Genomic DNA, 12,105 nt, shown 5'->3' with positions numbered 1-12,105 from the left:
ATGCCTAATGTATTAAAGGTAGAAGATTTTACAATTGCTTATCATAAAAAGCCAGTTATTGAATCTGTTTCTTTTGAAGTACCAGAAGGTAAGTTAATTGGGATTATCGGGCCAAATGGGGCAGGGAAATCCACTTTAATTAAAGGAATTTTAGAACTTGTTCCGCGCATTTCCGGGAAAGTAACGATTCAGGGAAAATCATATAGAGCGATGCGAAAAAACGTAGGCTATGTGCCGCAGCGTGAATCTGTTGATTGGGATTTTCCGACGAATGCTTTAGATGTTGTGATGATGGGGCGTTACGGCCACTTAGGATGGCTAAAGCGCCCTGGCAAGGCGGAAAAGCAAAAGGCGTTAGAGTGCTTAGACAAAGTAGGGATGGTTGATTATGCAAATCGACAAATTAGTCAGCTATCAGGCGGGCAACAGCAACGAATTTTTTTAGCAAGAGCTTTGGCGCAGGAAGCCGATTTATATTTTATGGATGAACCATTTGTTGGTGTGGATGCAGCAACAGAGAAAGCGATTATTCAATTGCTTATGGAGCTAAAGCAGAGTGGCAAAACGGTGCTTGTCGTTCATCATGATCTTTCAACAGTAAAAGAGTATTTTGACTGGACGATTCTACTGAATAAACAGCTTATTCAAATAGGACCGACAGAAGAGGTGTTTACTCCGGAGCATTTACAAAAAACGTACGGCGGTAAACTTGCGATTTTATCTGATTCACAATCAGGATTGTTAATAAATTGAGGTGGAATCAATGAGTATATTAGAGGTCCTTCGTGACCCGAACACACAGTGGATTTTACTTGGAACGCTTTTGCTCGGTTTAAGTAGTGGTGTTATTGGAAGCTTTGCTTATCTTAGAAAACAGTCTTTACTTGGAGATACACTTGCTCATGCAGCGCTTCCGGGTATTTGTATCGCTTTTATTTTAACCGGGGTTAAATCGATTTCTTTCTTTCTTTTTGGAGCAGCTATTGCTGGGATGATTGCGGTATTCTTCATTAGTGTATTAACAAAATATAGTCGAATTAAGCAAGATTCGGCGCTTGGGATTGTATTATCTTCTTTCTTTGGATTAGGTATTGTTTTATTAACACAAATTCAACAAAGTTCTTACGGAAATCAGAGTGGATTGGATAAATTTTTGTTTGGACAGACGGCCTCTATGGTCATGACCGATGTGTATGTGATGATGGGGGTGTCGCTTGTTTTAATCTTAGTTTGTACGCTGTTTTTTAAAGAATTTAAACTTTTATCTTTTGATCCAGGTTTTGCAAAGGGAATCGGTTTACCTGTCTTGTTATTGGATTATATCATTATGCTATTAATTGTTGGAGCGGTTGTGACTGGAATTCAAGCGGTTGGCGTTGTATTGATGGCAGCTTTACTCATCACACCAGCTGTTTCAGCTAGGTATTGGACAGAGCGATTACATGTAATGGTGATATTATCTGGTGTGTTTGGTATGGTAAGTGGAATAAGTGGTACGCTGCTCAGCGCAACTGTGAACAATTTACCCACCGGTCCACTGATTGTTCTTTCGGCAACGGGGTGGTTTGTACTTTCCTTATTATTTGCTCCGAATCGCGGCGTGGTAGCGAAGCTTTGGCGAAGGGGAGATACGAAACGGAAATATGAATTAATGCGTAAACTGCAAAAACAAGGAGTGCATCGCTATGAATGATTTTTGGATTATCCTTGTTGGAGCACTTGTTGCTTGTTCTTGTAGTGTTGTCGGTTGTTTTTTAGTGGTCAGAAAAATCGCGATGGTGGGGGATGCGATTAGTCATTCCGTATTGCCTGGAATTGTGTTAGCGTTTCTGTGGAGTGGATCAAGAGAATCTATTTTCATGTTAATGGGAGCTGCGCTACTTGGGCTATTAACTGTTTTTTTGATTCAACTATTTCAAAACTCAGGTGTTCAGGGGGATGCAGCGATTGGTGTTGTATTCACATCGCTTTTTGCTATCGGTGTTTTATTAGTTAGTTTGTATACGCAGCAAATTGATTTTGACTTAGAACATGTTTTGTATGGGGAGATTGCGTATACGCCGTGGCATATGATGACGATTGCAGGTCAGGATATGGGCCCGAGGGCCATATGGATGGTTGGAAGCAGTTTCCTCATTAATATAGTTCTCATCTTTGTATTCTTTAAGCAGTTTAAAATTTGTTCATTCGATGCAGCGCTGGCAGCAGCAATGGGAATTCCCGTGATGTTTTTTCATTACTTATTAATGAGCCTTGTTTCCGTAACAACGGTCGCAGCTTTTGATAGTGTCGGTGCGATTCTTGTCGTGGGTATGCTTATTATTCCGGCTGCCACAGCGTATTTATTAACAGATCAATTACATCGAATGATTATAATCAGCATGGTTGTGGGCATTTTAAGCTCGGTAGTCGGCTATTACGTAGCGACTGCTTTAGATGCTTCGATTTCTGGATGTATGGTATGTGCTGCGGCGCTATTTTTTACTTTAGCGTTTCTATTCTCACCGAGCCATGGGCTGATTAGCCGGGTTTGGCGTCGTAAAGTTTCATTTAAGAGCATCTAAATGATGTACGGGTATTCACTTAGGTCATTTTTAGCTCACAGTTTTGAAGTTTAGCGTAAGCTGATTAGTTCTTTCTGGACATAAGCTGCTTCTGTTTAAGGGGCGAGGCATTATGTTTTTTAAGAAGAATTAAGGAGCTTGCGCTTTTCTTAATGTCTAGCTCGCTGTGAAAAAGATGAAAGCCCTTGAAAGGCAAAGGGCTCCTTCCGGGTCTTTCCCTATTTTCTTCACGAGCTGGTCGAGCCGATTCCGCTTTTCTTATAACTTCTCCTTCGATATAGTTGTGATTTTGACTGTATAAAGTATAATGAGTAAGTGTGTTATTTTACTTTATATCTACAGTAAGATCCTTGCTAGGGGAGAGTTAGTATGCAGGAACAAAATAATTTTTCGTCGCGTATAGATTTTGGGTTAGTTACCATTTTATTGTTACTGTGTATTACAAGCTGTGTAGCCATTTATAGTGCACAATCAACAGGACAATATTCAAGTAACTTTTTACTGAAACAAATTATTTCTTATATGGTTGGAGTCGGGATTGTTTTGGGAGTCATTACATTAGACTCTGATCAATTAAAGAAAATATCTTGGTATGCATACGGCTTTGGGCTGTTTGTACTCCTAATGCTCATCATTATGCCAGAAAGCATTGTCCCTCGAATTAATGGAGCAAGAAGTTGGTTTAAATTCCCAGGGTTTGGTACGATTCAGCCTTCGGAGTTTATGAAGGTATTCCTCATTTTGGCGCTTGCAAATGTCATTCACACACATCATTTGAAAAATTCGTTGAAAACAATTGAAACGGATTTATGGCTGCTCGGTAAATTAATTTTAGTTACTATGGCGCCGTTACTCCTCATTATGCAACAGCCGGATTTAGGAACCTCTCTTGTACTATGTGCTATTTTGGCAGGGATGATTTTTATTTCAGGAATATCGTGGAAAATATTGCTGCCGATTGTTTCAACAGCGGTTTTGCTTATTTCTACCATTTTTTATTTTATTTTATGGCAGCCTGATTTAATTAAGAAATATTTAGGTGTTAAAGAGTATCAGTTTGGACGTATCTATTCTTGGTTGGATCCGTATAACTATTCAAGTGCTGAAGGGTTTCATTTAATTAAATCGTTACTTGCAATTGGTTCAGGTCAAACATTTGGAAAAGGACTTGGCTCACGCGAGGTATATTTACCTGAAAGTCAAACCGATTTTATTTTCAGCGTTATTGGTGAAGAATATGGTTTTATCGGTTCTAGTATTGTGATTAGCTTATTTTTCCTATTGGTGTATCATATTACGAAAACAGGGATGGAAACGAAAAATAATTTCTACACGTATATTTGTGTCGGTGTAATTAGTATGCTGACGTTCCACGTGTTCCAAAATATTGGGATGACAATCGGAGTTATGCCGATTACAGGGATTCCGCTGCCTTTTATTAGCTATGGAGGTAGTTCGTTGATGGGAAATATGATGGCGATGGGCTTAATCTTCAGTATTCGTTATCATCATAAGAAATATATGTTCTAAAAAAGTCGACTTTTGTCGACTTTTTTAATTTAGGTTCTATTAAATAATATTGTTGGTAAAACGGTAGGAGCCAAAACTCAACATCTTCTTATAACAAACCTTTAGTTTAGATAAAGACTTGTAATGAGTCTTGAAACTACATGATTCACGCTATCCTATTTTTTAAATTGGTTATTTTGACTGTTTACTTTATTTTTTCCATGACGATTTTCTCCGCCAGGTCCAGCATCGCCTTTGACGCTGGCTGCACTAACAGCAGCTTTCGATGGTTGATGTTTCTGCTTCATAATTGTTGTCACCTCCAGTAATCACTCCTTTTATGTTTTCTAATTGGTGTGAAAATAATCAAAAAATAACTTGAAAAATTTACTGTTTAATCATTGAAAATTTTACATAAATATCCTATTATTAAAAGTAACAAAAGATTTTCACTTTTTTTTGCTTTTTTTTGCTTGAAAAATGAATGAGTATTCATTCAATACACTGCGTAAGGGGGATATGAGCTTGGTGCGACAAATACGAAAGGCTGCTGTTTTAGGATCAGGAGTTATGGGATCAGGGATTGCGGCACATCTCGCTAACATCGGCATTCCGACTTTATTATTAGACATGGTTCCTCGGGAACTCACAGAGGATGAGAAGAAAAAAGGGCTAACGCTTGAGGATAAATCCGTTCGAAATCGTATCAGTCAAACGGCGCTTTCAAAGCTATTAAAGCAAAAGCCAGCACCGTTAACATCCAAAAAAAATCTAGCATTCATTGAAGCAGGAAATTTTGAGGATGATTTAGAACGGTTAAAAGATGTTGATTGGGTCATTGAGGTCGTTGTAGAGAATTTGGCAGTGAAAAAGAGCATATTTGAAAAAGTGGATCAGTTTCGGAAACCGGGCAGTATCGTTTCTTCAAATACATCGGGAATTTCTATTGAAGCGATGGCAGAGGAACGTTCAGAAGATTTCCAAAAGCATTTCCTTGGCACGCATTTTTTTAACCCTCCGCGTTATTTGAAGTTATTGGAAATTATACCAACGAAAGCAACCGATTCCACGGTATTTGCTTTTATGAGGGAATTTGGTGAAAATGTGCTTGGTAAAGGTGTTGTTGAAGCAAGGGATACACCGAACTTTATTGCAAATCGTATTGGCACATATGGCTTACTCGTGACTGTTCGTGAAATGCTAAAAGGCGGTTACAGCGTAGGAGAAGTGGATTCTATCACAGGTCCGCTTATCGGCCGACCGAAGAGTGCGACATTCCGCACGCTTGATGTCGTTGGGCTGGATACATTTGCACATGTTGCCAAAAATGTTTATGACCAAGTAAAGGGCGATGAGCAAGAAGTCTTTCGTACACCGGATTTTATGCAGAAAATGCTTGAAAAAGGCTGGATAGGCAGCAAATCAGGGCAAGGATTTTTTCTGAAAAAAGGTAAGGAAATTTTGGAGCTAAATCCTGAAACACTACAGTATGAAGAAAGAAAAAAATTACAAGCACCATCCATTGAGATAGCAAAGCAAACAAAAGGGTTTGCTAATAAAATGAAAGCGCTTGTATACAGCGAAGATCGTGCAGGTCAACTGCTATGGAATATAGTCATGCCAACGCTTGTTTATTCTGCTCAACTACTTGGTGAAATTGCTGAAACAATTGTAGATTTAGATCAGGCGATGAAATGGGGATTTGGCTGGTCAGCTGGGCCGTTTGAAATATGGGATGCGATTGGGATAGCGCAGTCTGTAGCTCGTTTAGAACAAGAAGGAATCGCTGTACCGCAATGGCTAAAAGATTTTGTAGCTGCCGGACATGAAACTTTTTATAAAGAAGAGAACGGTATTGTTTCTTATTACGACAACGGTAGCTATAAACAAGTTATTGAAAATCCAAGGGTCATTCATTTACAGACTATTAAAAAGCAAAAAGGGGTTATTAAGAAAAATAGTGGAGCAAGTTTAATGGATATTGGTGATGGTGTTATTCTACTTGAATTTACTTCACCGAACAATGCGATTGGTCTAGACATTGTACAAATGATTAATGTCGCCGTAGATGAAGCGGAAGCTAATTATAAAGGGTTAGTCATTGGAAACCAAGGTAAAAACTTCTGCGTTGGAGCCAATATCGCGATGATGTTAATGGAAGCCCAAGATGACAATATTTTTGAATTAGATTTCGTCATTAGGCAATTCCAAAATGCGATGCTCAAAATTAAATATAGTGCTGTTCCAGTAGTAGCTGCACCATTCAATATGACACTTGGGGGGGGAGCGGAAGTATCATTACCAGCCGCTCGGATTCAAGCCACAACGGAAACGTATATTGGTCTTGTTGAGGCAGGCGTCGGTTTAATTCCTGGCGGTGGTGGAACGAAAGAGCTGTATATGAAAGCATTAAAAGGGCTTCCAAAAGGAGTATCTGTAGATATTCAACAAGTTGCTAATAAAGTGTTTGAAACAGTGGCGATGGCGAATGTTTCTACGTCTGCAGCAGAAGCTCGTGAAACGAACTTCTTGAACTTTGCCGATGGCATTAGTGTCAATCCGGATCATCAATTATATGATGCTAAACAAGTTGTCCTTTCCCTGTATGAACAAGGGTATACACCGCCTGTTCGTGAAAAAGTTCCGGTAGTTGGTGAAAGCGGCTATGCAACGCTATTGCTTGGTGCAGAAGCGATGAGACTGTCCGGCTATTTGTCTGAACATGACATGGTGATTGCTAAAGAACTTGCTTATGTATTATCGGGAGGAAAACTTCCATTTGGAACGGAAGTCGATGAGCAATATTTATTAAACTTAGAAAGAGAAGCATTTTTACGATTAATCTCTATGCCGAAATCTCAGCAAAGAATGCAGCATATGCTTATTAAAGGGAAGCCGTTACGTAACTAATAGAACGATAAGAATAGTTTGATAGAGCAGCATTTTAATATGGATAGGGGGATCTGCATGAGAGAAGCGGTTATAGTAGCTGGAGCGCGGACTCCGGTAGGAAAAGCGAAGAAAGGTTCTCTTGCGACTGTACGACCGGATGATTTAGGGGCTCTTGTTGTGAAAGAAACATTAAAACGTGCTGGAAATTATGAAGGCAATATTGATGACTTAATTATGGGCTGTGCGATGCCTGAAGCAGAGCAAGGTTTAAATATGGCTAGAAATATTGGAGCATTGGCAGGTTTGCCGCATACGGTTCCAGCCATCACGATTAATCGTTATTGTTCAAGCGGTTTGCAAAGCATTGCTTATGGAGCGGAACGAATTATGCTGGGGCAAAGCGATACCATTCTTGCAGGCGGAGCGGAGTCGATGAGTATGGTTCCGATGACTGGCCATGTTATGCGTCCTAACGCAAGGCTAGCGGAAACGGCTCCACAATATTATATGGGGATGGGACATACCGCGGAGGAAGTAGCGAAGAAGTATGGTATTTCCCGCAAAGATCAAGATGAATTTGCAGTACGAAGTCATCAAAAAGCGGCTAAAGCGATTGCAGCAGGTAAATTTGTTGATGAAATTGTGCCCGTAGATGTAACGGTTCGTTCGGTAGGTCCGGATTTAAAACTAAAAGAAACGTCATTTCGCTTTAAGGAAGATGAAGGAGTGCGAGCAAATACAACGGCTGAAGTACTAGGAAAGCTGCGCCCAGCCTTTTCAGTGACAGGAACTGTAACCGCTGGGAACGCGTCACAAACAAGTGATGGTGCTGCAGCAGTGATGGTCATGGATCGTGAGAAATCTACCTCCCTAGGTTTAAAGCCGATTGGTAAGTTCCGTTCCTTTGCCGTTGCAGGTGTTCCGCCTGAAGTGATGGGAATCGGACCAATCGCAGCCATTCCTAAAGCGTTAAAATTAGCAGGCCTTGAATTATCAGATATCGGTTTGTTTGAGATAAATGAAGCATTTGCTTCCCAATCAATTCAAATTATTCGTGAGCTTGGATTAAATGAAGAGATTGTAAATGTGAATGGCGGAGCGATTGCCCTAGGACATCCGCTTGGCTGCTCAGGAGCGAAGTTGACTTTATCGTTGCTTCATGAAATGAAACGACGCAATGAACAATTTGGAATTGTAACGATGTGTATTGGCGGCGGTATGGGCGCTGCTGGTGTGTTTGAATTACTAGCTTAATCAAGTGGAAGCCGTAAATGATGGATCACTAAATAGGGGGTAATCGGATGTCTAATCAAATAGAAAAGTTAATTAAAGGCGGCGGGTTTTTAGTTGAAGAAATTTCTTGTGAGCGTGTATTTACACCGGAAGACTTTACCGATGAACAATTAATGATTGCAAAAACAACGGAAGACTTTTTAGTCAATGAAGTGCTCCCACAAGTAGAACACTTAGAGAATCATGAATTCGAACGCTCTGTAAAACTATTAAAGCAAGCAGGTGAGCTTGGATTACTAGGGGCTGATGTTCCGGAAGAGTACGGTGGATTAGGGCTTGATAAAATCAGCTCGGCTTTAATCGCTGAGAAGCTAGCACCAGCGGGTGGTTTTGGTATTTCTCATGGTGCACATGTTGGTATTGGTTCTTTACCAATTGTTTTATTCGGGAATGAAGAGCAAAAACAAAAATATCTTCCACTGCTTGCTACAGGTGAGAAGCTGGCTGCTTATGCTTTAACAGAGCCAAGTTCAGGATCGGATGCACTTGGAGCAAAAACGACGGCAAAGTTGAATGCGGAAGGTACCCACTATATTTTGAATGGCGAGAAGCAATGGATTACCAATGCGGGCTTTGCTGATGTATTCGTTGTCTATGCTAAAATTGATGGTGAGAAATTTACGGCTTTCATTGTAGAACGTAATTATCCGGGCGTATCCACGGGTGTGGAAGAAAAGAAAATGGGGATTAAAAGCTCGTCTACTCGTACATTAATTTTAGAAGATGCACAAGTTCCGGTGGAAAATCTACTTGGCGAAATTGGCAGAGGACACGTCATTGCCTTTAATATTTTGAATATTGGCCGTTATAAATTAGGGGTAGGCGTGGTAGGCGGAGCGAAGTCAGCCTTTGAAACGACAGTTGCGTATACAAATCAACGTCAGCAATTTAAGACTCGTCTTTCTTCTTTTAATTTAACGAAAGAAAAGCTTTCAACAATGGCTTCTAAAATCTATGCAGCTGAAAGCTCTGTATATCGTACAGTTGGATTGTTTGAACAGCGAATGGGGCAGCTTACAGATGAACAAATAAAGGATGGTAAAGCTGTAGCAGATTCTATTGCAGAATATGCAATTGAATGCTCGATGAATAAATTCTTTGCATCGGAAGTATTAGATTATGTGGTGGATGAAGGGGTTCAACTACATGGCGGTTATGGATTTATGCAAGAATATCCAATCGAAAGGGCGTATCGTGATTCGCGCATTAACCGTATTTTTGAAGGAACAAACGAAATTAATCGCTTGATTGTACCTGGTACATTTTTGAAAAAGGCGTTAAAAGGCGAGTTGCCGCTTCTTCAAAAAGCACAAAGCTTGCAAGAAGAGCTTATGATGCTCATGCCAGAAGAAATTGGTGATGAACCATTAGCGCAAGAAAAAGCCTTGGTGCGAAATGCAAAGAAAATGGGTATTTTAGCAGCAGGATTAGCGGCTCAAAAATTCGGTACAAAGCTTGAGCAAGAGCAAGAGCTGCTCGTCAATATTGCGGACATTGCCTCGCTTGCTTATGCAGCAGAGTCTGTCATTCTTCGTACAGAAAAAGCCATTGCTAAAACAGGGATAGAAAAGAGTCAACAAAAGTTGCTGTACACACAAATCTTTGTGCAAGAAGCCTTTAATCAAATCGAACAGCATGCAAAAGAAACACTAATTGCAGTCGAAACAGGAGACACACTGCGAATTTTCCTTGCTTCTCTTCGTAAATTGACTCGTCACACCCCAACGAATGTTATTGCGAAGAAACGCGAGGCTTCCGTTAAACTAATCGAAGCAGAGAAATATGTGGTGTAAACGCTCTTAAGTGAATAGAAGAAGAGAATATCATGACAGGTATTCTCTTTTTTACTGTACAGAGGTAAAAGGTTTGTAAACAGAGGAAAAAACAGTTATTCTATCTCTAGGAGGTGAAATAATGAGCTTAACATTTTATTGGTACCCAAAATGCGGCACGTGTCGCAATGCGAAAAAATGGCTCGATAGTCATCAACTTCAACATGAAACAATCCACATTGTCGAAAATCCTCCTTCTAGAGCTACAATTGAAACACTTTATAAGAAAAGTGGCCTTGAGTTAAAGAAATTTTTTAACACAAGCGGGCAAAAATATCGTGAGTTAGGTTTAAAGGATCGTCTAAAGGATGCTACTGAAACAGAGCTGCTTGATATTTTAGCGACAGATGGGATGTTATTGAAGCGACCAATTGTAACAGATGGCGATAAAGTAACAGTCGGATTTAAAGAAGATCAATTTGAACAAACATGGAAATAAGAATTTTTATTGGAAAATCTTTATTATAAACAATCATATTGTATAATCTATCTTATAATAGAAAAGATTAACTAATACATAGTATGGAGGGAATTAAAATGACAACACCAAAAGAATTGCGTTACTCTGAAGAACATGAGTGGGTAAAAGTAGAAGGCGGCAACGCTCGCATTGGTATTACACACTTTGCTCAATCTGAATTAGGGGATATCGTATTTGTAGAGCTTCCTGAAGTTGGAACTGAATTAAAAGCAGACGAGCCATTTGGTAGTGTAGAATCTGTAAAAACGGTTTCTGAATTATATGCACCAGTTAGCGGAAAAGTAGTTGAAGTAAACGAGGAACTTAGCGACAGTCCAGAGTATGTAAACGAATCACCATATGAAAAAGCATGGATGATTGTAATAGAACCATCTGATAGCAGCGAAATCGAACAATTGATGACAGCTGAACAATATGAGGAAATGACAAACGAAGGTTAATTACAAGGAGAGGAGGCTTATATTGGCCTGCTCTCTTTTTTAAAAGAAGGTTTTGTTAAATATATAGTGTGAACACTATTTGTTTCAGAGAGATATTTCGTACACTTTTAGCTCATCTATTATAACTCGTGGGGAGGATGATTACCGTGGAATGGAGAGAATCCGATAAAGTAATCATTGTCGAAGGAAGTTCTGATAAGAAAAGAGTTCAGCTTGTATTAAATGAAGAAGTTGAAGTTGTTTGTACAAATGGAACGATTTCACAAGTCAAGCTTGACGAGTTCGTAGAAGAATTTGAAGACCGCGATGTATATATTTTCTTTGATGCAGATCAATCAGGAGAAAAGCTTCGAAAACAATTTAAGCGAGAATTACCAGAGGCAAGGCATATGTATATTAATAAAATGTATAAGGAAGTGGCGAGTGCGCCTTTATATCATCTTGCTTCTGTTTTACTCGCTGCTAATATAGATGTAAAAGTACAATTTTTAGAACAAAGGGTGAATGAATAGTATATGCAAGATTGGACAGAAACGGATGTACAAGCAGCTGCTAGGCAAGGTGACACTTTTTGTGTATATGCATATACGCCGATGTGTGGAACATGTCAGGTTGCTTCTAAAATGCTCACTGTTGCATTAGAGCTTGTTCCGCAATTAACGATTGGAAAGATGAATATGAATTTTTTTCCTAGTATTGCGAAGCATTGTGAAATAGAGAGCGTACCATGTTTATTACTATATAAAGAGGGGAAACTGATTCAGAAGATTTATGCCTTTCAATCTGTTCCTTATTTATATACGACTCTTAAAGAATTTTTGGATAATTAAAAATAGTCTATCAATATCTATTGACGGACGATTATTAAAAGTGGTAAATTGACTGTAGTGAATTTTACACGACAATCGAATAATACTTATCGAGAGAGGTGGAGGGACTGGCCCGACGAAGCCCGGCAACCGGTATAATCTACACGGTGCTAATTCCAGCAGAGTATTGGCTCTGAAAGATAAGGAGAGTATATAACCTCTTCTTAGGAAGGGGTTTTTGTTTTTTGGTAGCTCCTTCGTAGAAACATAAAGAGCCGTAGTAAA

Annotated in this window: 12 protein-coding genes and 1 riboswitch; of the genes, 11 read left to right on the top strand and 1 reads right to left on the bottom strand. The window is 39.5% G+C overall.

Features of this window, described 5'->3' with window-relative positions:
• From BAOM_RS21015 to rodA, 4 genes are all read left to right on the top strand, one after another.
• Complete coding sequence (locus tag BAOM_RS21015) at window positions 1–753, top strand: metal ABC transporter ATP-binding protein (protein ID WP_127761953.1); 753 nt, start codon at window positions 1–3, stop codon at window positions 751–753.
• Between the two features lie 10 nt (window positions 754–763).
• A complete protein-coding gene (locus BAOM_RS21010) occupies window positions 764–1,693 on the top strand; it encodes a metal ABC transporter permease (protein ID WP_127761952.1) in 930 nt (309 codons plus the stop codon).
• The gene (locus BAOM_RS21005) at window positions 1,686–2,564 is read left to right on the top strand and encodes a metal ABC transporter permease (protein ID WP_127761951.1); all 879 of its coding nucleotides are present in this window, start codon (window positions 1,686–1,688) and stop codon (window positions 2,562–2,564) included. Before BAOM_RS21010 ends, BAOM_RS21005 begins: the two co-directional genes overlap by 8 nt.
• 369 nt (window positions 2,565–2,933) lie before the next feature.
• Window positions 2,934–4,094: a rod shape-determining protein RodA gene (gene rodA / locus BAOM_RS21000; protein WP_127761950.1), complete on the top strand. Its 1,161-nt coding sequence runs from the start codon at window positions 2,934–2,936 to the stop codon at window positions 4,092–4,094.
• Between the two features lie 155 nt (window positions 4,095–4,249).
• Here the strand turns inward: rodA and BAOM_RS20995 are convergent, their stop codons facing one another.
• Complete coding sequence (locus tag BAOM_RS20995; RefSeq protein ID WP_252283586.1) at window positions 4,250–4,384, bottom strand: YuzL family protein; 135 nt, start codon at window positions 4,382–4,384, stop codon at window positions 4,250–4,252.
• 214 nt (window positions 4,385–4,598) lie between these two features.
• Here BAOM_RS20995 and BAOM_RS20990 point away from each other — a divergent pair, with 214 nt between their 5' ends.
• From BAOM_RS20990 to BAOM_RS20960, 7 genes are all read left to right on the top strand, one after another.
• Window positions 4,599–6,983, top strand: coding sequence for a 3-hydroxyacyl-CoA dehydrogenase/enoyl-CoA hydratase family protein (locus BAOM_RS20990; protein WP_127761948.1), 2,385 nt, complete (start codon window positions 4,599–4,601; stop codon window positions 6,981–6,983).
• Window positions 6,984–7,040: 57 nt separating this feature from the next.
• A complete protein-coding gene (locus BAOM_RS20985; protein ID WP_127761947.1) occupies window positions 7,041–8,219 on the top strand; it encodes an acetyl-CoA C-acetyltransferase in 1,179 nt (392 codons plus the stop codon).
• A 47-nt stretch (window positions 8,220–8,266) separates the two neighbouring features.
• The gene (locus tag BAOM_RS20980; RefSeq protein ID WP_127761946.1) at window positions 8,267–10,051 is read left to right on the top strand and encodes an acyl-CoA dehydrogenase family protein; all 1,785 of its coding nucleotides are present in this window, start codon (window positions 8,267–8,269) and stop codon (window positions 10,049–10,051) included.
• 121 nt (window positions 10,052–10,172) lie between these two features.
• Entirely contained in the window at window positions 10,173–10,529 is a 357-nt protein-coding gene (locus BAOM_RS20975) for an arsenate reductase family protein (RefSeq protein ID WP_127761945.1), read from the top strand.
• A gap of 98 nt (window positions 10,530–10,627) precedes the next feature.
• On the top strand, window positions 10,628–11,011 hold the full coding sequence (gene gcvH, locus BAOM_RS20970; RefSeq protein WP_127761944.1) for a glycine cleavage system protein GcvH: 384 nt from the start codon (window positions 10,628–10,630) through the stop codon (window positions 11,009–11,011).
• Between the two features lie 137 nt (window positions 11,012–11,148).
• On the top strand, window positions 11,149–11,523 hold the full coding sequence (locus BAOM_RS20965; protein ID WP_180319799.1) for a toprim domain-containing protein: 375 nt from the start codon (window positions 11,149–11,151) through the stop codon (window positions 11,521–11,523).
• A gap of 3 nt (window positions 11,524–11,526) precedes the next feature.
• Window positions 11,527–11,841 (top strand): thioredoxin family protein, encoded by a 315-nt coding sequence (locus tag BAOM_RS20960; RefSeq protein WP_127761942.1) that lies wholly within the window; start codon window positions 11,527–11,529, stop codon window positions 11,839–11,841.
• Between the two features lie 83 nt (window positions 11,842–11,924).
• Window positions 11,925–12,027, top strand: a riboswitch (SAM riboswitch).
• Window positions 12,028–12,105: the final 78 nt, after the last annotated feature.

The sequence above is a fragment of the Peribacillus asahii genome (assembly GCF_004006295.1).
In the GTDB taxonomy this organism is placed as follows: Bacteria; Bacillota; Bacilli; order Bacillales; family DSM-1321; genus Peribacillus; species Peribacillus asahii_A.
Note: the sequence above shows the minus strand (reverse complement) of the source record. Positions and strands in the feature narration are given on the sequence as shown.

Bases quoted from the DNA above. Each gene is read 5' to 3' on its own strand.
- BAOM_RS20965 (WP_180319799.1), top strand. From the start codon at position 11,149: ATGATTACCGTGGAATGGAGAGAATCCGATAAAGTAATCATTGTCGAA.
- BAOM_RS21010 (WP_127761952.1), top strand. From the start codon at position 764: ATGAGTATATTAGAGGTCCTTCGTGACCCGAACACACAGTGGATTTTA.
- BAOM_RS20980 (WP_127761946.1), top strand. From the start codon at position 8,267: ATGTCTAATCAAATAGAAAAGTTAATTAAAGGCGGCGGGTTTTTAGTT.
- BAOM_RS20975 (WP_127761945.1), top strand. From the start codon at position 10,173: ATGAGCTTAACATTTTATTGGTACCCAAAATGCGGCACGTGTCGCAAT.
- rodA (WP_127761950.1), top strand. From the start codon at position 2,934: ATGCAGGAACAAAATAATTTTTCGTCGCGTATAGATTTTGGGTTAGTT.
- gcvH (WP_127761944.1), top strand. From the start codon at position 10,628: ATGACAACACCAAAAGAATTGCGTTACTCTGAAGAACATGAGTGGGTA.
- BAOM_RS20960 (WP_127761942.1), top strand. From the start codon at position 11,527: ATGCAAGATTGGACAGAAACGGATGTACAAGCAGCTGCTAGGCAAGGT.
- BAOM_RS21005 (WP_127761951.1), top strand. From the start codon at position 1,686: ATGAATGATTTTTGGATTATCCTTGTTGGAGCACTTGTTGCTTGTTCT.
- BAOM_RS21015 (WP_127761953.1), top strand. From the start codon at position 1: ATGCCTAATGTATTAAAGGTAGAAGATTTTACAATTGCTTATCATAAA.
- BAOM_RS20985 (WP_127761947.1), top strand. From the start codon at position 7,041: ATGAGAGAAGCGGTTATAGTAGCTGGAGCGCGGACTCCGGTAGGAAAA.